A 22,933-nucleotide genomic window follows, 5' to 3' on the forward strand; every position below is an offset into this window, starting at 1 on the left:
GCACGCTCCAGGAGATTTTCTCCGCCTTTCTCCGCCCTTCTCCGCTTTTCTCCGCGTCCTCCGTGCGTGCTTTTTCCTCCGTCCGCAGCCCATGTCGCTGATCCCGCCGCCACTGTCGCTGTACGTGCATATCCCGTGGTGCGTGCGCAAATGCCCGTACTGCGACTTCAACTCGCACGGGCAGCAGGGCGCGCTGCCGGTGGACGAATACGTCGATGCGCTGATCGCCGATCTCGATCAGGACCTGCCGCTGGCCTGGGGCCGCACCGTGCACAGCGTGTTCTTCGGCGGCGGCACGCCCTCGCTGTTCCCACCCGGGGCCATCGGCCGCATCCTCGACGCGGCCTCGGCGCGGCTGCGCTTCGCGCCCGGGCTGGAGGTGACGCTGGAGACCAACCCCGGCACCGCCGAGCATGGCCGTTTCGACGGCTACCTGCGTGCCGGCGTCAACCGCATCAGTTTCGGCGTGCAGAGCTTCGACGACGGCTGCCTGCAACGGCTCGGCCGCATCCACGACAGTGGCGAAGCCGAGCGCGCGGTGAAGCTGGCGCAGGACGCCGGCCTCGACAACATCAACCTCGACCTGATGTACGCCCTGCCCGGTCAGGATCCGGCCATGGCCGAGCGTGACGTCGAGCGGGCCGTGGCGCTGGCGCCCGCGCACATCAGTCACTACCAGCTCACGCTGGAGCCGAACACCGTCTTCCATGCCCGGCCGCCGCCGGACCTGCCCGACGACGACGCGGGCTGGACCATGCAGGAACGCTGCCAGGCCCTGCTCGCACAGACCGGCTACGCCCAGTACGAGACTTCGGCGTATGCCCGGCCCGGCCGGCAGTGCGCGCACAATCTCAACTACTGGCGCTTCGGCGATTACCTGGGCATCGGCGCCGGCGCGCACGGCAAGCTCAGCCTCGGCGCCAGCGGCGAGATCCTGCGCCGCTGGAAAGTGAAAAACCCGCGCGACTACCTCGCCAAGGCGGCGAGCCAGGCGCGCATCGGTGGCGAGGAACGGGTCGCGCCGGCGCAGCGGCCGTTCGAATACATGCTCAACGCGTTGCGTCTGATCGAAGGCTTCGCACTGGCCGACTTCGAGGCGCGCACCGGCCTGCCGCGCGCGGACATCGCCGACGAACTGGCGACCGCCGTCGGCCGCGGCTGGCTGTCCGTCGATGGCGAGCGCATCGTGCCGACCGAACTGGGCCGGCGCTTCGCCAACGACGTGATCACGCTGTTCCTGCGCTGACCGCGCCGTTCCCGCGCCGGACGGGCATGCACAATGCGCACATGCGCAATGCCGTCACGCTCACCTGCCCGTTCTGCGGCGAACGGTTCCAGACGCTGGTCGACCTCGCTGAAGGCGAGGCCGAGTACGTCGAGGACTGCCCGGTGTGCTGCCGGCCGATCCGGCTGCGCCTGCACGTCGACGACAGCGGCGAGTTCAGCGGGCTGGATGCCGGGCGCGACGATTGAGCGCACTTCCGGCCCTGCCCCGCCTGCCGTACACTGCGCGCCGCCCAAGGTGCTCGGGAAGCCGGTGAGAGTCCGGCGCTGCCCCCGCAACGGTAAGCAGGCGTAGTCCGCGCAAGGCCACTGGAAGCGATTCCGGGAAGGCCGCGGACGTGAGGCGCAAGCCTCCCCTGCCAGCCCGGAGACCGGCCTTGCGGCATGACTGGCGCGTTGCGGTGGGCGACGGCGCGAGCTTCGGCCGTCCTCTCTCCCGTGCCGTCGTTTCGCCCCTGCCCACCCGACGCACTCCCTGAACGCGGGTGAGCGCAGGAGGCTCGATGAAACCCACTCTTTCCCATTCCCTGCTCGCGGCCGGCATCGCCGCAGCACTGTCATTGCCGTTTTCCGCCGCCACGGCCGAACCGGTGCGCCAGCCGCAGGTGCTGGTCACCGCCAGCCGCCACGCGCAGAACGCGGACGAGGCGCTGGCCAGCGTCACCGTACTCACACGCGAGGACATCGAGGCCAGCCAGGCGCCGGACCTGATCACCCTGCTGTCTCGCCAGGCCGGCGTCGACGTCGCCCGCACCGGTGGTCCGGGCTCGGCCAGCACGCTGTTCCTGCGCGGCAGCAACGCCAACCACACCCTGGTGCTGATCGACGGCATCCGGGTCAACTCCACCGGCCAGGGCGTGTTCGACTTCGCCCACCTGCCACTCGACCAGATCGAGCGCATCGAACTGGTGCGCGGCCCGCGCGCCGCGCTGTGGGGTTCGGACGCGATCGGCGGCGTGCTGCACATCTTCACCCGTGACCCGGCCGCCACCTCGGTACGACTGCGCGGCGGCCGCTACGGCCGTGCCGAAGGCAGCGCCACGCTCGGCCAGCGCGGCGAGCGCGGCGGCTTCGGCCTGACCGCCGGCTACGGCCGCCTGCGCGGCTTCTCGGCCACCAACGAGGACAGCTTCAGCTTCGACCCGGACGACGACGGCTACCGCAACCGCAACCTGAGCCTGCGCGGCGACGTCGCGCTCGGCAGCCAGCGGCTCGGCTTCCACGCGCTGGCCACCGATGCCGACGTCGAGTTCGACCGTGGCGAAACCGCCGCCCGCAACGCCTCCGGCGGTCTCACGCTCGGCGGCGAGCTGGGCGCAGGCTGGTCGCACCAGCTCTCGCTCGGCCACGCCCGCGAGGACCTGGACACGCCGGCCTTCGGCAGCCGCTTCGAAAGCCGCCGCCACAATGCCGACTGGGTGAACAGCTTCGTCCTCGGCCACGGCGTGCTCAACGCCGGCCTGAACTGGCAGCACGAAAGCGGCCTGTCGCTGTCGCAGTTCAGCGGCGTGGTGATCGACCGCGTGCGCACCACCCGCGCCGGCTTCCTCGGCTACGCCGGCCGCGCCGGCGCGCAGGATTTCGAAGCCGCGCTGCGCCACGACGACAACAGCCAGTTCGGCGGCGCCACCACCGGCAACGCCGCCTGGGGCTGGCGCTTCGCCGATGACTTGCGCCTGCGCCTGAGCTGGGGCCAGGGCTTCCGTGCGCCGAACTTCAACGAGCTCTACCACCCCGGCTTCGGCGGCGGCCTGTTCGCCGGCAATCCGGCCCTGCAGCCGGAGCGCTCGCGCAGCATCGAGGCCGGCCTGGACTGGACACCGGGCGACGGCCAGCGCCTCGGGCTGTCGGCTTACCGCAGCCGCGTCCGCGACCTGATCTCGTTCAGTGGCACCAACTTCCAGGCGATCAACATCGCCCGCGCCGAGATCGACGGCGCCGAACTGGAATACGGCCTGACCCGGGGCGGCTGGCGGTTCGACGGCAGCCTGACCTGGCAGGACCCGGTCAATGCCGACACCGGCCAGCGCCTGCTGCGCCGTGCCGCCCGCAAGGCCAACGCCTCGCTCGGCCATCGCTTCGACGGCGGCATCGACCTCGCCCTGGACGGCCAGTTCGTGTCCGACCGCGAGGACGTCGGCGGCGGCCTGCCCGGCTACGCCCTCGCCCACCTGCGCCTGGGCTGGGAACTGGCCCCGGCCTGGCGGCTGGAGGCGCGGATCGAGAACCTGTTCGATCGCGACTACACCGTGGTCCGCGGCTACAACACCCCCGGCCGCAACCTGATGGTCACGCTCGGCTGGCAGCCCGTACAAAGATAAACGGCGGCTGACGGCACGGGGCGCATCGCCCCGTGCCGGAGACCGGTTTGTGCGGCATTCGCTAGGCCGACCGACGAAACCCCCTTAGAATCAGGGGGTTTCTTCCGTCGAGCCCGTGCCATGCCCCATCCGGCGGTCCATGCCCGCCCCGCAGCGCAGAGCGCCGGCGCCACCCTGGCCAGCCGCAGCTACCCCCCGCGTGTGCGCAAGCTGCTCGAGGGCGTGCTCGGCCTGGTGGCCGCGCAGCTCGAGTACCGGCTGCAGATCGTCCTCGAAGACACCGAGGACATGCTGTTCCGCCACTCCGACGAAGCCGACTCGCGCGAGACGCGCGCCGACTGCTACACCGCGATCAGCGAGCTCAAGCGCGGCCGCGCCGAGCTGTTTCCACGCTTCCTCGCCGGACTCGAATCGGCCCTGGCCAAGATCGGCGACCCGCCGCCGGCCGGCGCCCGCGGCGGCATCATCCCGCTGGTCGAGGAGCTGGCGCTGGTCGACGACGAGCAGCACCACGAAGACAGCGTCATCGAGGGCATTGCCAATCGCGCCAACGTCCGTCACGGCCTGGCACTGTCGCTGCTGGGCCAGCGTTTCGCCGTGCTCGCGGCACGCCCGCCGATCGACGCCGACCGCCTGCCGGTCGGACCGAAGAGCCTGTGCCGCATCCTCGGCGAGGCCCTGCGTCATCTGGACCTGTCCGCGCAGCACCGGGTGGCGGTCTACCGCCAGTTCGACCGGGTGGTGTTTCCGCGCTACGCCGAGTTGCTCGACGCCATCAACGCCTACCTGATCCGCGAGGACGTGCTCGCCAGCCTGCAGCACGTGCCGCTGCGCTCGCGCGGCGCCGCACCGCGCGGCGCCGGCGGCCCGCCCCGTCAACGCCGCGCCATGCAAGGGCCGGACACCCATTGGCCGGGCGAGCTCCGCCACGGGCAGGCCGAGGACGACGCGGCTGCGGATGAACTCGAACAGGCCTTCGCCCGGCTGCAGTGGCTGCTGGCGCGGCGTGGCGCGGCCGATCCCGCCGCCCACGGGATCGGCCGGCAGGGCGACTTCGTGATCCCGCGCACGGACCTCGACGCGGTGCTCGGCCAGCTGCAGCGGCAGGCCGACGGCGTCGCGCCGATGAGCGGCACGTTGCTGAAGACCAAGCTGCTCGAGCTGCTGCAGGCTTGCGTGCCGGTCGGCGCCAGCCCGGTGCTGGACGACGAGGACGCCGACACCATCGACCTGGTCTGCCTGCTGTTCGAGCAGATCATGCTGGCGGTGCGCGCCGACAGCCCGGCCGCCACCCTGCTGGCGATGCTGCACCTGCCGATCCTGCGCCTGGCCCTGTCCGACAAGCGCGTGTTCCTGCAACCGCACCACCCGGCGCGGCAGCTGGTCAACCTGGTTGCCGAATCCGGCGCGACCTGGCGGCTCGAGCAGGACACCGACCAGGCCCTGATCGAGAAGCTGCGCACGCTGGTGATGCGGGTCGTGAACGAGTTCGACGGCGACGGCCGGCTGTTCGTGCAGTTGCTGGAGGAGCTGGAGGGCACGCTCAAGAGCATGGTGGAGCGTGCACGGGTCAGCGAGCGCCGCTACGTCGAGGCCGCCCGCGGCCGCGAGAAACTCGCCCTGGCCCGGCAGCACGCGAACCGGACCATTGCCGGCACGCTGGCGGGCCATGCGGTGCCGGACTACATCCGGACGTTGCTGACCCAGGCCTGGGCGGATGTGCTGGCGCTGACCGCCCTGCGCCAGGGCGTCGAGTCGGACGCCTTCCGGCGCCAGGTCGCCATCGCCCGCCGGCTGGTCGATGCCGCCACCAACGACGCTCCGGCCCACACACCGCTCGATGCCACCGAGAGCCGTTACCTGTGCGAGGAAATCCGCCAGGCCCTGGAGCAGGTCGGCTACCACGCCGAGGATGCCGGGGCGATCGCGGCCAACCTCACCCGACCGGACAACACGGGCGAGGCCGGCGTGCCGGCCGAACTCGAGGCGCGCCTGCAGGCACGCGCCCGTCTGGGTGAGCAGGTCCACCCGCAACCCGACGACGACGTGACCGCCCTCGATGGCGAGGCGGCGGCGTGCTACGAGCGCATCCGCCAGCTGCCGTTCGGCACCTGGATGGAATTCGTCTCCCATGCGCCCGACACCGCGCCACGCCGCTGCCGCCTGTCCTGGTACAGCGTCGTGACCGGCCAGGCCCTGTTCGTGAACACCCGCGGCCTGCGCGTCGGCGAACACTCCCTGGCCTGGATGGCCCGCGAGATGGCCGCCGGCCGCCTGCGCGTCGTCCAGGCCGAACGCGGTCCGCCGATCGACCAGGCCTGGAACGCGGTCTTGGCCAAGCTCGACAGTTTCGCCGGGGATTCCGCGCCGGCCGGAGACCGGAGCGCATGAGCGAGCATCGCCGCTACAAGCGCCGCACCGTACCGCAGGCGGTCGAGGTGATCGACACCATGACCGAGCGGGTGGTCGGCCGGATCGGCAACCTCTCCGCCGGCGGCATGATGCTGATCGGCACCACCGCCTTCACCGAGGAGGCGCTGTATCAGCTGCGCTTCACCCTGCCCGACGGCCGCGGCCGGCTGCGTCCGATCCAGGTCGGCGCACAGATGCTGTGGTCGGACAGCGGCTCCGGCTCGGGCCAGCTCTGGACCGGCTTCCGCTTCATCGCCATCCCGACCCGCGACGCCGGCTTCCTGCGCATCTGGGCCGATGCCGCCGAAGTCGGCGACCCGGCCTGAGGCGCGCTGCATCCGGCCGGATCGTGCCAGGCCTGCGGGGGCGCCCGACCCGGCGCTCGCCGCCGATGCCGGATCGGCGCCGGGACAGCGCGCCAGGGAACCTCTGATCAATTCAGAGGTTGCGCCGGCCATGGATGGCCGGCTTCGACGAATCAAGCACACAAGTGCTTGATTCGTCGAAGCCGCGTCCGGACATGCGCCGGACACGGCGTGGGCTGGCAAGTCCAGGATGGACGCGTTCAGACCTTCCCTAGGCTGGAACGGCCGGCTCACATATGATGGCGGCGGGGAGTCCATCGGAGTCGCCGCATGCCTGCATCGGCCGCACCACCGAATCCGTCGCTCGACACACCGCCGCCCACCCTGTCGACGCGCCCGTTCCCCAGGCGCGTGCGCCGGCTGCTCGAGGGCGTGCTGGAATTCGCCTCCGACGAGATCGAACGCGCGCTCAACATCACGCTCAACGACGTCGAGCAGCAGCTGTTCAAGCTCGCCGAACAGGCGCGCAGCAACGATGTCCAGCAGCGCTGCTTCGAGGCGCTGCGTGCCGTCAAGCGCGGCCGCGCCGACGTCACGCCGCGCTACATGATCGGGCTGGAAGCCGCCCTCGCCGGCATCAAGGATCCGCCCGAACCGGAGAAGAACGCCGCCGTGGGCATCACCCGCTTCGGCGAACTGGCGCTGGTCGAGGACGTCGAGCTGGACGAGGCCGCCGTGCTCGACGAGATCGCCGGCCGCGCCGAGATCCGCAACAGCCTGCCGCTGTACCTGCTGTGCCAGCGTTTCGGCGTGCTGGCCGGCCGCCCGGCCTTCGAAGCCGAGCGCCTGCCGGTCGGCCCGCATGCGCTGTGCCGCATCCTGCAGCAGGCCATCGCCTGCCTGGAGCTCAACAGCGAACACCGCATGCTGGTGTTCCGCCAGTTCGACCGCCAGCTGATGCCGGTCTACGGCGCCTTCGTCGAGGCGCTCAATACCTTCCTGATCCGCGAGGGCGTGCTGCCCCGGCTGACCTATGTGCCCGTGCGTCCGCGACCGCCGCGGGCCGAGCCGGTCGTGGCGAACGAAGCGGAAACCGCCGCGCCGCGCTTGCCCCGAAGTGGCGCGCCCGATGCCGACCGAACGCCGGCCATGCGGCGGCGCGCCGACAGCGGCCTGCGTCCGCACACCGCCTGGCCGGGCGAAACCACCTGGTCGCCGCCGTCCGCTCCCGCTCCTGATTCTGATTCCGATTCCGGCGAGGCGAACGAGATGTTCGCCATCCTGCGCCAGCTGCTGGCCGGTCGCCGCCAGCTGGCCGGCAAGTTCGGCCAGCCCGGTGGCACGCCCGCACGCAGCGGTCCGGCCTTCGTCGCCAGCCAGGAGGACGTCGAGTCGGTGCTCGGCCTGCTGCAGCAGAAACCGGCCTCGGCGGTGCTGGTCGACGGCAAGCCGGCACCGCGCTCGGTCCACCATGTGAAGCAGGACCTGCTGGCGCAGCTGCGGCAATGGGCGCCGGAAGGCGCCGCGCCGACGTTGGCCGACGAGGATGCCGACACCATCGACCTGGTCGGCATGCTGTTCGACCACATCATGAAGGACGTCCGCCCCAACAGCCCGGCGGCGGTCCTGCTGGCCAAGCTGCAGGTGCCGCTGCTGCGCGTGGCGCTGCGCGACAAGGGCTTCTTCACCCGCCAGCGGCACCCGGCGCGGCAGATGCTCAACGCCATCGCCGAATCCGGCGCCTACTGGGTCGGCGAGGACGAAGCCGAGCGCGGCACGGTCGAGAAGATGCGCATGCTGGTCGATCGCGTCGTCACCGAGTTCAACGGCGACCCGACCCTGTTCGAGGCCCTGCTGCAGGACCTCAGCGGCCACCTGCAGACCTCGGTGCACAAGGCCGAGATCGCCGAGCGGCGGCACGTCGAAGCCGCGCGCGGCAAGGAGCGGCTGGCGCTGGCGCGGATGCGCGCCAGCGAAGCCATCGGCGCACGGGTCAAGGGCAAGAAACTGCCTCGCTTCGTCCACACCCTGCTCACCCAGGCCTGGGCCGACGTGCTGGCGCTGACCGCGCTGCGCCAGGGCGAGGACTCCGAGCTGTTCGCCCGCCAGCTCGCCATCGCCGACCGCCTGGTGCGCGCCACCAGCGCCCCGGCCGGCAGCGAGGATGCCCTCAGCGCCGACGAAGCCGCGCAGATGCGCCAGGAGATCGAACAGGCGCTCACCCAGGTCGGCTATCACGGCGAGGACGCCGCCGCGATCGCGGCGCGCATGGTCAGCGGCTCCGACGAGGGTGGCGACAGGGGGGGCGGGGAGGATGCCGCATCGCGCACCGAACTGGCGCTGCGCATGAAGGCGCGCACCCGCCTCGGCGAGGAGCTGGAGGCGCAGAAGCGCAAGGCCAAGACGACGCCGCTCGACGAGGAGGGAAAGGCCTGCCTGGAGCAGATCAAGCACCTTCCGTTCGGCACCTGGTTCGAGTTCATGTCCAACCAGCAGGGCGATCGCGTGCGGCGCCGCCTGTCCTGGTACAGCACGATCACCGGACACGCCCTGTTCGTGAACCATCGCGGCCAGCGCGTCGGCGAGTACACGCTGGAATGGCTGGCCCAGGCGATGGCCGCACAGCAGGTGCGGATCGTGCCGGCCGAGAAGGGCACCATCATCGACCGCGCCTGGAGCGCCATCCTCGGCGCGCTCAGGAGCTTCTCCGGCAATGCCGGTGACGAACGCGGAGGGTCGCAGTCATGACGTCCGAACTCCGCCGCGCGAAACGCCGCGCACTGGGGCAGCCGGTCACCGTCCTCGACACGATGACCGAGGCCGTCGCCGGCCGGCTGGCCAACCTGTCGTCCACCGGCATGCTGCTGATCACCCATCTGCCGCTGATGGACGACGCGCTGTTCCAGTTCCGCTTCAGCCTGACCGAGCCTGACGGCCACGAGCGGACGATCGAGCTCGGCGCCCACCAGCTCTGGTCCGACAGCGGGCCGGTGCCGGGCCAGTTCTGGGCCGGCTTCCGCTTCATCGACCTGGACCCGGAGGACGCCGCCTTCCTGCAGGCCTGGGTGGAGGAGCCGGGCGCCCGTTACGCCTGAGCGCGGCGGCCACGGCGACCGGCGCTCACGGCGCCGGCGCCACGTGTTCGTGCCTGGCGTGCATCACCACCGGCTGCGGCTGGTGGATGGCGAAGCCCTGCACGAAGTCCACGCCCAGACCGCGCAGCAGTTCGCGGCCGCGCTCGTTGACCACCCACTCGGCGATCACCTCCAGCCCCACCTGGTGGCCGATGTCGGTCACCGCGCGCACGATCGAGTAATTGACCGCGTCGGTCTCGATGTTGCGGATGAAGCTGCCGTCGATTTTCAGGATGTCCACCGGCAGTTCCTTGAGGTAGCCGAACGAGGCCATGCCGGCACCGAAATCGTCCAGGGCGAAGCGGCAGCCGACCGCACGCAGGCGCTGCATGAAGCGCACCACCCGGCTCATGTTGCCGACCGCGGCGGTCTCGGTGATCTCGAAGCACAGCTTGTGCGCCGGTACGCCGTGCCGCTCCAGCGCGGCCAGCACGTCGTCGGCGAACTGCTCCTCCTCGACGGTGTTCACCGACAGGTTGATCGCGCACTGCGCCAGTCCCTCGCCGGCCGGGTGCAGACGGGTGAAGTTGGCCAGCGCGGTTTCCACCACCCAGCGGTCGATCTGCGGCATCACGCCGAAACGCTCGGCGGCCGGGATGAAGGCGCCGGGCGGCACCCGCTGACCTTCCTCGTCGCGCAACCGCACCAGCAGCTCGATGTGCGGCCCCGGATCCCGCAGACGCGAAGGCTTCAGCGGCTCGATCTCCTGGTAGTCGAGCTCGAAACGCCCCTCGGCCAGCGCGCGGCGCAGGCGGTTGACCCATTCCATCTCGGTGCGCCGGCGCGCGGTCTCCAGATCGTTCTCGGAGAACAGGTGGGCACGGTTGCGGCCGCGCTCCTTGGCCATGTAACAGGCGGTATCGGCCAGCGACAACAGCTCGCGCCGGCTCATGCCGTAGCGGTCGATCATCACGATGCCGATGCTGGCGGTCAGCGAGAAGCGCTTCTGCTCCCAGGTGAAGACGAAGTCGTCGACGGCGTTGCGCACCCGGTCGGCGGCCGCCATCGCCTGCTCGGAATCGACGTCGGTCAGCAGGATGCCGAACTCGTCGCCGCCGAGCCGGGCGATGATGTCCTGCGGCCGCAGCCCGTGATGCAGCACCAGCGCCAGCTGCGCCAGCAGCTGATCGCCGGCGTAGTGGCCGCAGGTGTCGTTGATCAGCTTGAACTGGTCCAGATCGACGTAGAGCAGCGCCGCGCTCGGGCCGCCGGCGTCGACCGCGGCGATCGCCTCTTCCAGCCGGCGCTCGAATTCGCGCCGGTTGTAGAGGTCGGTGAGGGCGTCGTGGCTGGCCTGATAGCTCAGCCGGTCGTTGAGCTCGCGCAATTCGGTGATGTCGTTGGCGACCACCAGCAGGTGCGGCTGTCCGCCCAGCTCGATCACCGACACCGAAACGGTGGCCCAGAACGGCCTGCCGTCCGCGCCGCGCAGCTGCAGCGGCTGACTGTCCACTGGCCGACCGCTCTCGGCCGCCTGCCGCAACAGGTGCTCCAGCGCCTCGCGGTTGCCGAACATCGCGCCGGACGATGCCTGCCCGTCCTCGGGCGCAACGGCAAACCGCTCCCGGGCAGCCTGGTTGGCATAGACCAGCGCCAGATCCTCGGCGCGCACCAGCGCCACCAGCGCCGGCAGCAGCTCGTTCAACGCGCGGAAACGCGCCTCCGAATCGCGAAACTGGGCCGAGAAGCGGGTGGCCAGGTGCAGGGCGCGGGCACGGGTACCGATCAGCGACCAGACCAGCGCCGCCAGCAGCACGCTGGCCAGCGCGCCAGCCGCGAAGGTCGCCCACGGCGTCCATGGCGCCACCGGCAGCGCGTCGGGACGCGGCGTGAGCCGCAGCTCCCAGGTCCGCCCGCCGAACGCCAGGCGGTGGCGGATCGCCTCACCGGCCATGTCCTCCGGCTGGGCGGTGTCGTACAGCACGTCCGCGTCACCGTCGCTGATATCGCTGATGTGGATGCCGAAATACCGCCTGGCCTCCATGGGCAGGGCAGTCTCGATCAGCTTGCCGACCCGGAACGACACCGCCACCGAGCCGACCATGCGCGCCCGACGCTCCGCGACATCCGCCGGAATCGGACCGGGCGCGAAGACCGGCAGGCGGATCACCACACCATCGGCCCTCCCCGACTGGTCGCGCAGCTGCACCAGCTGGAAGCGTGCCGACATGGCCGGCTCGTCGTGGTCGCGCGAACGCCACACCGCCTCCAGGTTCGACGGCTGCTGGCCGACATCCAGCCCCAGCAGCGACTCGTTGCCGGTCCGCGGCGCGGCCATGGTGGTCACGAAGCGTTCGTTGCCTGCCTCGTCGACCCGGCGTTCGGCATAGGCCAGCGCGACCAGGCTGGGGAACAGCCGCTGCGGGCCGATGTTGTCGTAGGCCCGTTCGAACTCGTCGGCGGTGACCTCCTCGGAGGCCAGGAAGATGGTCTGCACCGAGCGCACCAGCAGGGCGCAATTGGCCAGCTGCTGCGCCAGCGCATCGAAGCCGCGCTGGGCGAGCTGGGCCAGCTCCGCCCGCTGCGCCTCGCGGATGGCGCCGTGGTGCCACCGGGCCAGCGCGGCCGAAAGGCCCAGGCCAATCAGCAGCAGCACGGCGCTCCAGAGACAGGCCGCGCGCTGGTAGCCCGGCATGTTGGGACGCGAGCGCCCGGCCATCCTTCCTCCGTTCCGTTCCCATGCGGCTCGGCGGCGATTCCGGCAGAATCCCGGCTTCGCTCCCCGGACCCGTCGCGATGAACGCCGTCTCCCCTGCCGACCTCTACCGCAGCCACCTGGACACGCTCAAGGCGCGCGCGGATCACGCCCTGGCCGCATCCGGCCACGACCATCTGCTGATCGCGTCCGGAGTGGAAAAGTACACCTTTCTCGACGACCGCAGCTACCCGTTCCGGCCCAATCCCCACTTCAAGCACTGGCTGCCGCTGACCCAGCACCCGCACAGCTGGCTGGCCTACACCCCGGGCCGCCGGCCCCTGCTGGTCTACCACCAGCCCGATGATTTCTGGCATGTGCCGCCCTCGCCCCCACATGGCGACTGGGTGGCCCATTTCGACATCCGCGTGATCGGCTCTCCGGAAGAGGCCGTCCGCCATCTGCCGGCGGGCCATGCCGCGATCATCGGCGAGGCCGACGCGGCCCTGCCGGGTTTCGTACCCAACAATCCGCCGGCCGTGCTCGACCACCTGCACTTCCATCGCGCCTGCAAGACGCCCTACGAGCTCGCCCTGATGCGCCAGGCACAGACGCGCGCGGTGGCCGGCCATCTGGCCGCGCGCGACGCCTTCCTGGCCGGCGCCTCCGAGCGCGACATCCACCGCGCCTACCTGGCCGCCACCGGACACACCGACCTCGATCTGCCCTACAACAACATCGTCGGCCTGAACGAGCACGGCGCGGTGCTGCATTACCAATACCAGGACGCCGTCGCGCCGGCCGAGCACCGCTCGCTGCTGATCGACGCCGGCGCCGAAGTCGACGGCTACGCCGCCGACATCACCCGCACCTGGTGCCGCGGCGATGCCGACTTCCAGGCGCTGATCGACGCCGTCGACGCCGTGCAGCGCGGCCTGTGCGACAGCGTGCGCGCCGGCGTCGATTACCGTGCACTGCATCTGCAGGCACACCAGGCCCTGGCCGGCGTGCTGCGCGATCAGGGCATCGTCGCCATGACGCCGGAGGCCCAGCTCGCCAGCGGCGTGTCCTCGGTGTTCTTCCCGCACGGCCTCGGCCATCTGATCGGCCTGCAGGTCCACGATGTCGGTGGCTTTCTCGCCGACGAGTCCGGCGCCACCCTGCCCAAGCCCGACGGCCATCCGTTCCTGCGCCTGACCCGTCCGCTGCTGCCGGGCATGGTGGTCACGATCGAGCCGGGCATCTACTTCATCGACAGCCTGCTGGCGCAACTGCGCGCACGCCCGGAAGGCAAGGCCGTCGACTGGGACAGGGTCGCGCACCTGGCCCGCTTCGGCGGCGTGCGCATCGAGGACGAGGTGCTGTGCACCGACGGCGCGCCGCAGAACCTCAGTCGCGAGGCGTTCGCGGCCGTGTAGCCCGGATGCCGGGCCCGGGCGCTTGTGCGCCCGCGACCCCTGCGATTGCTGCGACGTCCCGGCCGCACACGCCATTGCCGTCGGCGCCTCAGCGCGCGGCCAGCAGCGCCTCGATCGCGTCGATGTCCTTCGGCGCTGCGGCAGTCAGCACCTCGTGGCCGTCGGCGGTGATCACCACGTCGTCCTCGATGCGCACGCCGATGCCCTGCCACTTGGCCGGCACGCCTTTGCTGCCGGGCGCGATGTAGACCCCGGGCTCGACCGTGTAGACCATGCCCGGCTCCAGCTCGCGGTACTCGCCATCGACGCGATACTCGCCGACGTCGTGCACGTCCAGGCCGAGCCAATGGCCGGTCTTGTGCATGTAGAAGCGCTTGTAGGCGCCCGACTTCAGGACCTGCCGAAGACTGCCCTTGAGCAGACCGAGCGAGAGCAGGCCTTCGGCGATGACCTCCACCGCGGCCTGATGTGGTGCGTCCCAGGACTTCCCGGGCAGCGACTGCGCCAGCGCGGCGCGCTGGGCGTCGAGCACGATCCGGCAGATCGCCCGCTGCTCCTTCGAATAGCGGCCCGAGACCGGAAAGGTGCGGGTGATGTCGGCGGCGTAGCCGTCGACTTCGGCGCCGGCATCGATCAGCAACAGGTCGCCCTCACGCATCGGCGCATCGTTGGCGACGTAGTGCAGCACGCAGGCATTGGCGCCGGCGCCGACGATCGGCTCGTAGGCCGGTACCGCACCGTGCCGGCGGAACACGTACTGCAATGCCGCCTCGACCTCGTACTCGCGCATGCCGGGGCGGGCCGCGCGCATCGCCGCCAGATGCGCCTCGGCGGAAATGTCGGCGGCACGCTTCATCAGCCGCAACTCGTCGCGGCTCTTGAACAGCCGCAGCTCGTGCAGCAGATGGCCGAGTTCGAGGAACTCGTGCGGCGGCTGCGCGCCCTGGCGGGCCAGATCGCGCACCCGGTTGACCCAGCCGATCAGCTTCAGATCGAACTCGACGTCACGGCCGAAGTGGTAATAGACCCGCGAGCGCCCCTCCAGCAAACCGGGCAGGATGTCGTCCAGGTCGGTGATCGGATAGGCGTCGTCGAAGCCATGGCGCTCGACCGCGCCTTCCGGACCGGCGCGCGGGCCGTCCCAGGCCTCGCGCCCGGGATCGCGCTCGCGGCAGAACAGCAGCGCCTCGCCATGCCTGCGCCCGGGGACCAGCACCAGCACCGCCTCGGGCTCGGGAAAACCGCTCAGGTACCAGAAGTCGCTGTCCTGGCGGTACGGGTAATGGGTGTCGTTGCTGCGGATCCGTCGCGGCGCGGCCGGCAGGATGGCGATGGCGTCCTCGCCGGCCATGCGCATCAGCTGGCGACGACGGCGCGCGTACTCGGCGGGCTTGATCATGACGCCGGGCGCCGGCGCGTCAATGCAGCCGCTGGCGGTGGCGTGGGCCGAGCACGCAGTCGCCGTGCAGCAGCATGGCCGCCACGCGGACGAACTCGGCGATCTCGGCCAGCGCGTCCTCGTCCGCCTCCGGGTCGTCGTAGCTCAGCTGCGAGGCGGCGATGCGGCCGAGGTCGTCGAGCGCCTCGCCCGCTTCGGCGGACAGCGGCGGATTGGCGCCGCTGGCAAGACCGAAACCGCCGAGGAAGCCACGACACCAGGCCAGCAGGGCGTCCGCACGCTGGCCGAGCGACGCGTCCTCGTCCGGCAGCAGCAGCTCGAAGCCGAAGTCGGGATCGTTCAGCTGCTCGGCGCTGATGCGGAACATGCGCTCCAGCGCGCTGTCCTCGCCATGGGCACCGTGCGCGCCCTCGGCGATCGCCAGCCGATCCAGCCAGCCGCGCGGCTCGGCCTGCCCACCGCCGCACAGATAGCCGCAGAGCGATCCGTGCAGTTCGGAGGCATCCAGACCGAGACCGAGACGGTCGATCTCGGCGCGGATTTCGCGATGGGACGGGAGAACGGCGTCGCTCACGGGCGGTATTTCGAAGGTGCGGAACCGCATTCTACCAGCGGCCCCGCCAGGCTTGTGGCCGCTGGGGGGGGGCGCCTACACTGCGGGCGATTGCCGCAAGCTTCGGAGCATCCAGCGGTGCCAGTCTCCACCCAAGCGCCAGCGAACCGGAGCGGCCGCCGTCTGTGCCTTCGCCTGGCGGCGGCACTGGCGGTGATGCTGGGTTGGGCCGCCGCGCCCGAACTGTCGGCCGCCAGCCGCGAGTTCTACTTCGAATGGCTCTCGGGCGAGCGCGGGCTGAGCCAGAACACCGTCCACGACCTGCTGCAGGATCGCGACGGTTTCGTCTGGATCGCCACCCAGGGCGGGCTGCATCGTTACGACGGACAGCGTTTCCGCGTGCTCAAGCACGATCCCGACGACCCGGACAGCCTGCCCGACAGCTATGTCAGCGCCCTCGCCGAGGGCGAGGATGGCCTGCTCTGGGTGGGCAGCAACAGCGGCTATGTCGTGCGCGTGGATCCGCGCAGCGAGCAGGTGCTGCCGCTGCCGGCCGATCTGACCGAGGGACTCGACCAGTACGACAGGCGGGTGCTGGCGCTGCTGGTGGCCGATGATCTGCTCTGGATCGCCACGGCTGCCGGCGTGCACCGGCTCGATCCCGTGCAGGGCGAGCGGCGCACGGTGCTGAGACTGCGCCGCGGCGATTCCGCACACGCACTGGCCCGCGACCCGGACGGCTCGTTGTGGATCGGCACCAATGCCGGCCTGTACCGGCTGCCGCCGGGCGCAACGCAGGCCGAGGCCGTGCCCGCTCCCGACAGGATCAACGCGCTTCAACTCGACCGTCGCGGCCGCCTGTGGCTGGGAGGCGCCAACGGGCTGCATCTGTACGACGACGGCCGCGGCGAAGCGCTCGCCGTGTGGCCCGGCCCCGGCGACGGTCTCGTCCGCAGCGAGATCGCGTCACTGACCGAGGATCCCGCCGGCCGGCTCTGGCTGGGCCTGAAGGTGGGCGGCCTGCGGCGATACGACATCGACCGCCGGCGCATGGTCGCGGTGAACGAAGTCGCCGGCCTGCCGGCCACCTTGCCGGAGGACTCGGTCACCCGCCTGATGGTGGACCGCTCGGGCATGCTCTGGGTCGGCGGCCAGTTGCGCGGGGTCTCGATCACCGATCCGGACGGCGCCCGCTTCAAATACGTGCTCGACCTCGGCGACGGTACGCAGCCGTGGATCCATCGCAACAGCGTGCGCGTGCTGCACGAATCCGAGGACGGCCATCTCTGGGTGGGGCTGGATGCCTACGGCCTGCGGCGCTACGCGCCGCAGAGCGATCGGATCGAGGATTTCACCGCCGCCCTCCTCTCCGCCTTCGACCAGGCGCCGGACCCGTCCAATCTGCGCACCATGGGCATCGCCGCCGCCGGCGGCGGGCAACTCTGGCTCGCCACCAATCACGGCCTGCTGCGGCTGGATCCGGCCACCCGCCGGGCCGAGCGCTCGGCCACCGAACTGCCTTCGCAGAACCTGCGCCGCCTCCACGTCGACGGACGCGGGCGGCTGTGGATCGGCAGCTCGGATGCGGGCGTGATCCGGCTGGACCCGCGTGATGGCGTCGTGGCCCACTTCCCGCACCACGGCGACGACAGCGACTCGCTCAGCCACCCGCTGGTCGAGCCGATCCTGGAGGATCGTCGCGGCCGTATCTGGATCGGCACCAACCACGGCCTGAACCTGCTCGACCCGGAAACCGGGCGCGTCACCCGCTTCCTGCACGACCCGCAAGACCGCGACTCGTTGGCCGGCAACCGTGTGCGGGCCCTGCACGAGAGCGCCGACGGCAGCCTGTGGATCGGCACGCACGGCGGGCTCAACCGTCTGATCGAGGACGCGCACGGCGTCCGCTTCGAGCGGCACACCCGGATCGAACCCGACGACCCGCGCGTACTGACCGTGTTCGGCATCCTCGAATCGGGCGACGCGATGCTCTGGCTGAGCACCTCCGACGGCATCCTCCGCTTCGATCCGCGCAACGGAGGGTTCCGCCGCTACGCGCTGCGCGACGGGCTGCAGGACCTCGAATTCAACGGCGGCGCCCAGCTGCAGCTGACCGACGGCCGCCTGGCCTTCGGCGGCATCCGCGGCTTCAATCTGTTCGATCCGACGCGGATGCGCGACAGCGAGTTCTCGCCGCCGCTGGTCCTGCTCGGCGCCCGCATCGGTACCGACACGCTGGAGGCCGCCGACCTGCACGCCCGCCAGGGACTGTCGCTGCCGCAGGGCGCGCGCACGCTGCGGCTGCACTACGGCGCGCTCGACTTCGCCGCGCCGGGCCAGTTGCAGTACCGCTACCGGATGGACGGTTTCGACCGCGACTGGATCGCCGCCGGCACGACGCAGGAAGCCAGCTACACCAACCTCGGCGCGGGTCGCTACGTGTTCCGCGTGCAGGGCACCAACCGCGACGGTATCTGGAGCGGGCACGAGCTGGCCGTACCGGTCGAGGTGGTGCCGCCCTGGTGGGCGAGCCGCCCCGCACAGGTGCTCTACGGCCTGCTGGTCGTGTTGGCCGCCTACAGCGGCTGGCGCATCGCCCACCGGCGACGCCAGCAGGAGCGCGCACTGCTGGCCGAGATCAGCGAACGCGAGGAGCGGCTCAAGCTCGCGCTGTGGGGCTCGGGCGACGAATTCTGGGACTGGGACATCAGCGGCGACACGCTGTTCCGGCTCGGCAGCGAGCACGTCTCCGGCTCCACCTCGGACGATACGCCCGACCTGTGGCGCGACCAGCCGATCCACCCGGATGACATCCAGCGCGTCCAGAGCACACTCCAGGAACACATCCTCGGCCGCACCGAATTCTTCGAGTCCGAGCACCGCGTCCGTCGCGCCGACGGGCAGTGGATCTGGGTCCGCGCGCGCGGCAAGGTGGTGCGGCGAGACGCGCAGGGCAACCCACTGCGCATGGCCGGCACCGCCCGCGACATCACCGCCAGCCGCAGCGCCGAACGCGAGCGCCGCATCGCCATCGAGGTGCTGCGCAGCATGAGCGAGGCAGTGGCGGTGGTCGACCTCGATTTCCGTTTCGTTTCCGTCAACCCGGCCTTCTCGCGCATCACCGGCTACACCGAGGAGGAGGTCGTCGGCCAGAGCAGCCGCCTGCTCGACAGCACCCAGCACAGCGCCGACTTCTACCGCCGCATGCGCGAGACGATCGAACGCACCGGCCACTGGGCCGGCGAGATGTGGCAGCGCCGCAAGGACGGCGAGGAGTTCCTCGGCTGGATCGAGATCTCCGAGGTCTGCGACGAACAGGGCCTGCGCACCCACTTCGTCGCCGTGGTCAACGACATCACCGACAAGAAGCGCGCCGAGCAGGAACTGCGCTACCTCGCCAACTACGACACCCTGACCGGCCTGCCCAACCGCGCCCTGCTCTCCGAGCGGCTGGCCCGCGCCATCGTCCGCGCCCGCCGCCAGGACACGCGCGTGGCAGTGCTGTTCCTCGACCTGGACCGCTTCAAGGACATCAACGACTCGCTCGGCCACGCCGCCGGCGACCGCATCCTCAAGGCCGCTGCCGCCCGCCTCCTCGCCACGGTGGGGGCGTCGGACACCGTCGCCCGGCTCGGCGGCGACGAGTTCACCGTGGTGCTGGAGGATGTCGAACACCTCGACGCCGTCGAACGGACCGCCCGCGACATCCTCGCCGCCTTCGCCGAACCGCTGGAGATCGACGAGCGCCACGACGTCACCATCTCACCCTCGATCGGCATCAGCCTCTATCCCGACCACGGCCTGGTGCCGACCGACCTGCTCAAGTTCGCCGACACCGCGATGTACCAGGCCAAGGGCGTCGGCCGGAACACCTTCCAGCTCTACACCGAGGCGATGGATGCCGAGACCCGCCGCCGCGCCACCATGGCCGCGGCCTTGCGCAAGGCGCTCGACCGCGGTGAGCTGCGCCTGCTGTTCCAGCCGCGGCTGTCGCTGGTCGATGGCCGCATCACCGGCGTCGAGGCGTTGCTGCGCTGGCACAGCGCCGAGCTGGGCGAGATCTCTCCGGTCAGCTTCATCCCGCTGGCCGAGGAGACCGGCCTGATCCTGCCGATCGGCGAATGGGTGCTGCGCGAGGCCTGCATGACGCTCAAGCGCTGGCGTCACAATGGCCTCACCGACATCGCCATGGCGGTGAACGTCTCCGTGCTGCAGCTGCTGCGCGGCAACCTGCCGCAAGCACTGGCCAATGTGCTGGCCGAAACCGAGGTTCCCGCCGACAAGGTCGAGCTGGAAGTGACCGAGAGCATGGTCATGGCAAACGCCGAGCAGACCACCGCCGTGCTGCACGAATTGCGCCGGCTCGGCGTGAGCATCGCCATCGACGACTTCGGCACCGGCTATTCCTCGCTGGTCTACCTCAAGCGCCTGCCGATCGACACCCTCAAGATCGACAAGGAGTTCGTCGGCGACCTCACCCGCGACCCCGACGACGAAGCCATCACCGCCACCGTCATCACCATGGCGCATTCGCTCGGCCTGAACGTGATCGCCGAAGGCGTCGAGACCCAGCAGCAGATGGACTACCTGCGCGAGCAGGGCTGCGACGAGATCCAGGGCTATTGGCTGTCGCCGCCGCTCGACGCCTATCACTGCCTGGCCTTCATGCGCACCTGGCAGCCGGCCACCGGCAGCGCGACGGCCAGCCAGGCCCCGGCCGGCCTGCCGTATTGACCGCCCCCCCGGGCGGACCTATCGTTGCCCCGGCATGAGCGCCCCCGACACCCTCCGACAGCTGCAGGACCTTGCCGACCGGGTCGAGCGCCTGGCCGATGTCTGCCGCCGCCTGGCCGACGAGAACCGCAGCCTGCGGCACAGTCAGGAACAGCTCATCGCCGAGCGCGCACAGTTGCTGGCCAAGAACGAACAGGCCCGCTCCCGGGTCGAGGCCATGATCGCGCGACTTAAGTCGCTGGAGCACAACGCGTGAGCGAGCCGGTCAACGTCCGCATTCTCGACCGCGAGTATCTGGTCGGCTGCGCGCCGGAAGAGCGCGCCGACCTGCTGTCGGCCGCACAGCTGCTCGATGCGCGCATGCGCGAGATCCGCGGCAGCAACCGCATGGCCGGCATCGACCGCATCGCCGTGCTCGCCGCGCTCAACCTTGCCCACGAGCTGCTCCAGCTCAAGCACGGCACCAACGATCGCGACCGCGAGATCGAGCGCACGCTGGGCGAACTCAACCGCAAGCTCGACGGTCTGCTCGACAGCGTCTCGCGCTGAATCCGTTCACCCAGGCGGCCGACGGCGGCGCTATACTCTCCCCGCGCGTCCTCTGCCATGCCCGACAGCGTGCGCTAACATTCGCCTTGTCCCTTAACAACGACGCCGGGAATGTGGACGCAGCCACCGTGCGCAAGTCCGCCACGAGCGGAAAGCCTGACGTGACTGCCAGCGTTCCCACTTGATCCTCGGGATCAAGGTCGTTTCGCACGCATCGACATGGCGGAGGATGCCACTTTCCCCCACGCAACCGACCCGCGCCGCGCGCTCCGGCAGGCGATGCAGGCCCGGCGTCGCGCACTCGATGCACGCACACGCATCGCGTCCGCCGAAGCACTGGCCCACCAGCTCGGCGCGCTGCCCGCCCTCTCGGCCCCCGGCTACGTCGCCGGCTACTGGGCGGTCGACGGCGAGCTGTCCCTGCACGCGGCGGTGCCGCGTCTGGCCGATCACGTGGTGTACTGCCTGCCCTGCCTGGCCGACGATACGCGCCTGCAGTTCGCGCCTTGGCGTGCCGGCGACCCGCTGGTGCAGAACCGCTACGGCATCCCTGAACCCGACCTCGCACCCTCCAGCCGCCTGTCACCAAGCGAGCTGTCCGTCGTGCTGCTGCCGCTGGTGGCCTTCGACCGCCGCGGCAACCGCCTCGGCATGGGCGCCGGCTACTACGACCGCAGCTTCGCCTTTCGCCGCGAGCGCGCTGCGCCGCCCCTGCTGGTCGGCATCGGCTACGCCTTCCAGGAAGTCGACACGCTGTCCGTGCAACCTTGGGACGTTCCCCTGGACTTCGTCGTCACCGAGCGGGAGCTGATCGCCTGTCAGCGGTAGAATCGCACTCCCGCATCACGGCTCACGGGAGCGCGCATGAAATACTGGCTCATGAAGTCCGAGCCCGCGGAATTCTCGATCGACGACCTGGCCCGCGTCGGCCGCGAACCGTGGACAGGAGTGCGCAACTACCAGGCGCGCAACTTCATGCGCGACGGCATGCGCCCAGGCGATGGCGTGCTGTTCTATCACTCCAACTGCGCCGTGCCTGGGGTGGTCGGTTTGGCCGAGGTGGCCAGCGCGGCCTACCCGGACCCCACCCAGTTCGACCCGCGCAGCGACTACTACGACCCCAAGAGCGATCCGCACGACCCGCGCTGGCTGCTGGTCGACATCGCCTTCAAGCGCAAGCTCGCGCGCACGATCAGCCTGGCCGAACTTCGCGCCGACGCCGAACGCCTCGGCGATTTCCCGCTGATCCGGCGCGGCAACCGCCTCTCCGTGCTGCCAGTCACCGCCGCACAGTTCAGGCACATCCTCTCCCTCGAATAAGGAACCATGATGTCCCGCGACGAAGAAAAGCGCCGAGCCGCGCTCAAGGCCCTGGACTACATCGAGGAAGGCAGCGTCGTCGGCGTCGGCACCGGCTCCACCGTCGCCTTCTTCATCGACGCACTGGCCGAGATGAAGGACCGCATCGAGGGCGCCGTATCCAGCTCCGAACAGAGCACGCGCCAGCTCAAGGGCCATGGGATTCCGGTGCTCGACCTCAACAGCACCGGCACGCTGCCGGTCTATGTCGACGGCGCCGACGAGTGTGATCCGCACAACCGCCTGATCAAGGGAGGCGGTGGCGCATTGACCCGCGAAAAGATCATCGCCGCCGCCAGCCGCAAGTTCGTCTGCGTCATCGATGCCGCAAAGCAGGTCGATATCCTCGGGAAATTCCCGCTGCCGATCGAAGTGATTCCGATGGCGCGCAGCTATGTCGCGCGGGAAATCGTCGCCCGTGGCGGTCAACCGGTCTGGCGCGAGAACACCGTCACCGACAACGGCAACTGGATCCTCGACGTCCACAACCTGCGGATCGTCGATCCGCTCGGCCTGGAGCGGGAGCTCAACCAGATCCCCGGCGTGGTGACCGTCGGTCTGTTCGCCGCCCGTCCGGCCGACGTCGTCATCGTCGGCGGAAAAGTCCGCTAGCCCCCCTGCCGCGCCGGACACCGCCCATGCCGGCGCGGACCAGCCGGCCGCTCGCGTCACTCACATACCACCCTGCGGGCGGGCAGTCCGCGCTGCGCGCAAAGGCAAGGGGCCGACCCTTTCGGATCGGCCCCTTTGGGGTAAAGCCCCTGGCGATGACCTGTTGCGGGTCGCGCTGCGCGCCAAAAGCGAAACCCCCAGCGGGTGGCTGGGGGTTT

The 22,933-nt window shown here is 70.4% G+C and carries 17 protein-coding genes, 1 other RNA gene and 1 riboswitch; of the genes, 15 read left to right on the plus strand and 3 right to left on the minus strand.

From position 1 onward, the window contains the following. The first annotated feature begins 91 nt into the window (after window positions 1-91). The 7 genes from hemW (at window position 92) to HNQ58_RS10050 (ending at window position 9,417) form a co-directional block, all read left to right on the plus strand. A complete protein-coding gene (gene hemW, locus HNQ58_RS10020; RefSeq protein WP_183948783.1) occupies window positions 92-1,246 on the plus strand; it encodes a radical SAM family heme chaperone HemW in 1,155 nt (384 codons plus the stop codon). A gap of 41 nt (window positions 1,247-1,287) precedes the next feature. After that, window positions 1,288-1,473: a CPXCG motif-containing cysteine-rich protein gene (locus tag HNQ58_RS10025; protein WP_183948784.1), complete on the plus strand. Its 186-nt coding sequence runs from the start codon at window positions 1,288-1,290 to the stop codon at window positions 1,471-1,473. A gap of 30 nt (window positions 1,474-1,503) precedes the next feature. Then, a riboswitch (cobalamin riboswitch) is annotated at window positions 1,504-1,678 on the plus strand. A gap of 109 nt (window positions 1,679-1,787) precedes the next feature. After that, on the plus strand, window positions 1,788-3,605 hold the full coding sequence (locus tag HNQ58_RS10030) for a TonB-dependent receptor domain-containing protein (protein WP_183948785.1): 1,818 nt from the start codon (window positions 1,788-1,790) through the stop codon (window positions 3,603-3,605). A gap of 120 nt (window positions 3,606-3,725) precedes the next feature. Beyond that, window positions 3,726-5,996, plus strand: coding sequence for a DUF1631 family protein (locus tag HNQ58_RS10035; RefSeq protein WP_183948786.1), 2,271 nt, complete (start codon window positions 3,726-3,728; stop codon window positions 5,994-5,996). Then, complete coding sequence (locus HNQ58_RS10040) at window positions 5,993-6,343, plus strand: PilZ domain-containing protein (protein WP_183948787.1); 351 nt, start codon at window positions 5,993-5,995, stop codon at window positions 6,341-6,343. Before HNQ58_RS10035 ends, HNQ58_RS10040 begins: the two co-directional genes overlap by 4 nt. A 309-nt stretch (window positions 6,344-6,652) precedes the next feature. Next, window positions 6,653-9,070, plus strand: a complete 2,418-nt coding sequence (locus tag HNQ58_RS10045; RefSeq protein ID WP_183948788.1) for a DUF1631 domain-containing protein — start codon at window positions 6,653-6,655, stop codon at window positions 9,068-9,070. Continuing rightward, window positions 9,067-9,417 (plus strand): PilZ domain-containing protein, encoded by a 351-nt coding sequence (locus tag HNQ58_RS10050; RefSeq protein ID WP_183948789.1) that lies wholly within the window; start codon window positions 9,067-9,069, stop codon window positions 9,415-9,417. The genes HNQ58_RS10045 and HNQ58_RS10050 overlap by 4 nt, the downstream gene beginning before the upstream one ends. 25 nt (window positions 9,418-9,442) lie before the next feature. Here the strand turns inward: HNQ58_RS10050 and HNQ58_RS10055 are convergent, their stop codons facing one another. Beyond that, window positions 9,443-12,115 carry a bifunctional diguanylate cyclase/phosphodiesterase gene (locus HNQ58_RS10055; protein WP_183948790.1) on the minus strand — a complete coding sequence of 891 codons (2,673 nt, stop codon included), beginning with the start codon at window positions 12,113-12,115 and terminating at the stop codon, window positions 9,443-9,445. A gap of 77 nt (window positions 12,116-12,192) precedes the next feature. Between HNQ58_RS10055 and pepQ the strand changes: the two genes are divergently transcribed. Then, complete coding sequence (pepQ, locus tag HNQ58_RS10060) at window positions 12,193-13,509, plus strand: Xaa-Pro dipeptidase (RefSeq protein ID WP_183948791.1); 1,317 nt, start codon at window positions 12,193-12,195, stop codon at window positions 13,507-13,509. Between the two features lie 88 nt (window positions 13,510-13,597). Here pepQ and HNQ58_RS10065 read toward each other — a convergent pair whose 3' ends face one another. Further along, window positions 13,598-14,908, minus strand: a complete 1,311-nt coding sequence (locus HNQ58_RS10065) for an aminopeptidase P N-terminal domain-containing protein (protein ID WP_183948792.1) — start codon at window positions 14,906-14,908, stop codon at window positions 13,598-13,600. A gap of 19 nt (window positions 14,909-14,927) precedes the next feature. Further along, on the minus strand, window positions 14,928-15,482 hold the full coding sequence (locus tag HNQ58_RS10070; RefSeq protein ID WP_343057278.1) for a UPF0149 family protein: 555 nt from the start codon (window positions 15,480-15,482) through the stop codon (window positions 14,928-14,930). 195 nt (window positions 15,483-15,677) lie between these two features. Here HNQ58_RS10070 and HNQ58_RS10075 point away from each other — a divergent pair, with 195 nt between their 5' ends. The 7 genes from HNQ58_RS10075 (at window position 15,678) to rpiA (ending at window position 22,715) form a co-directional block, all read left to right on the plus strand. Further along, window positions 15,678-20,195, plus strand: a complete 4,518-nt coding sequence (locus HNQ58_RS10075) for an EAL domain-containing protein (RefSeq protein WP_183948794.1) — start codon at window positions 15,678-15,680, stop codon at window positions 20,193-20,195. Window positions 20,196-20,229: 34 nt separating this feature from the next. Then, window positions 20,230-20,451 (plus strand): TIGR02449 family protein, encoded by a 222-nt coding sequence (locus HNQ58_RS10080; RefSeq protein WP_183948795.1) that lies wholly within the window; start codon window positions 20,230-20,232, stop codon window positions 20,449-20,451. Continuing rightward, the gene (locus HNQ58_RS10085) at window positions 20,448-20,744 is read left to right on the plus strand and encodes a cell division protein ZapA (RefSeq protein ID WP_183948796.1); all 297 of its coding nucleotides are present in this window, start codon (window positions 20,448-20,450) and stop codon (window positions 20,742-20,744) included. Before HNQ58_RS10080 ends, HNQ58_RS10085 begins: the two co-directional genes overlap by 4 nt. Window positions 20,745-20,790: 46 nt before the next feature. Next, window positions 20,791-20,977: non-coding RNA, 6S RNA (gene ssrS / locus HNQ58_RS10090), on the plus strand. Further along, entirely contained in the window at window positions 20,964-21,572 is a 609-nt protein-coding gene (locus tag HNQ58_RS10095; protein ID WP_183948797.1) for a 5-formyltetrahydrofolate cyclo-ligase, read from the plus strand. The genes ssrS and HNQ58_RS10095 overlap by 14 nt, the downstream gene beginning before the upstream one ends. 36 nt (window positions 21,573-21,608) lie before the next feature. Then, the gene (locus HNQ58_RS10100; protein ID WP_183948798.1) at window positions 21,609-22,064 is read left to right on the plus strand and encodes an EVE domain-containing protein; all 456 of its coding nucleotides are present in this window, start codon (window positions 21,609-21,611) and stop codon (window positions 22,062-22,064) included. Window positions 22,065-22,073: 9 nt separating this feature from the next. Continuing rightward, on the plus strand, window positions 22,074-22,715 hold the full coding sequence (rpiA, locus tag HNQ58_RS10105; protein WP_183948799.1) for a ribose-5-phosphate isomerase RpiA: 642 nt from the start codon (window positions 22,074-22,076) through the stop codon (window positions 22,713-22,715). The last annotated feature ends 218 nt before the right edge of the window (window positions 22,716-22,933 follow it).

The sequence above is a fragment of the Rehaibacterium terrae genome (genome assembly GCF_014202935.1).
Taxonomy (GTDB): Bacteria; Pseudomonadota; Gammaproteobacteria; order Xanthomonadales; family Xanthomonadaceae; genus Rehaibacterium; species Rehaibacterium terrae.

Excerpts from the sequence above, each read along its gene's own strand:
- HNQ58_RS10035 (WP_183948786.1), top strand. The coding sequence starts at position 3,726 with ATGCCCCATCCGGCGGTCCATGCCCGCCCCGCAGCGCAGAGCGCCGGC.
- HNQ58_RS10080 (WP_183948795.1), top strand. The coding sequence starts at position 20,230 with ATGAGCGCCCCCGACACCCTCCGACAGCTGCAGGACCTTGCCGACCGG.
- HNQ58_RS10045 (WP_183948788.1), top strand. The coding sequence starts at position 6,653 with ATGCCTGCATCGGCCGCACCACCGAATCCGTCGCTCGACACACCGCCG.
- HNQ58_RS10095 (WP_183948797.1), top strand. The coding sequence starts at position 20,964 with ATGGCGGAGGATGCCACTTTCCCCCACGCAACCGACCCGCGCCGCGCG.
- pepQ (WP_183948791.1), top strand. The coding sequence starts at position 12,193 with ATGAACGCCGTCTCCCCTGCCGACCTCTACCGCAGCCACCTGGACACG.
- HNQ58_RS10055 (WP_183948790.1), bottom strand. The coding sequence starts at position 12,115 with ATGGCCGGGCGCTCGCGTCCCAACATGCCGGGCTACCAGCGCGCGGCC.
- HNQ58_RS10100 (WP_183948798.1), top strand. The coding sequence starts at position 21,609 with ATGAAATACTGGCTCATGAAGTCCGAGCCCGCGGAATTCTCGATCGAC.
- HNQ58_RS10030 (WP_183948785.1), top strand. The coding sequence starts at position 1,788 with ATGAAACCCACTCTTTCCCATTCCCTGCTCGCGGCCGGCATCGCCGCA.
- rpiA (WP_183948799.1), top strand. The coding sequence starts at position 22,074 with ATGTCCCGCGACGAAGAAAAGCGCCGAGCCGCGCTCAAGGCCCTGGAC.
- HNQ58_RS10075 (WP_183948794.1), top strand. The coding sequence starts at position 15,678 with ATGCTGGGTTGGGCCGCCGCGCCCGAACTGTCGGCCGCCAGCCGCGAG.
- HNQ58_RS10065 (WP_183948792.1), bottom strand. The coding sequence starts at position 14,908 with ATGATCAAGCCCGCCGAGTACGCGCGCCGTCGTCGCCAGCTGATGCGC.
- HNQ58_RS10025 (WP_183948784.1), top strand. The coding sequence starts at position 1,288 with ATGCGCAATGCCGTCACGCTCACCTGCCCGTTCTGCGGCGAACGGTTC.
- HNQ58_RS10040 (WP_183948787.1), top strand. The coding sequence starts at position 5,993 with ATGAGCGAGCATCGCCGCTACAAGCGCCGCACCGTACCGCAGGCGGTC.
- HNQ58_RS10050 (WP_183948789.1), top strand. The coding sequence starts at position 9,067 with ATGACGTCCGAACTCCGCCGCGCGAAACGCCGCGCACTGGGGCAGCCG.
- hemW (WP_183948783.1), top strand. The coding sequence starts at position 92 with ATGTCGCTGATCCCGCCGCCACTGTCGCTGTACGTGCATATCCCGTGG.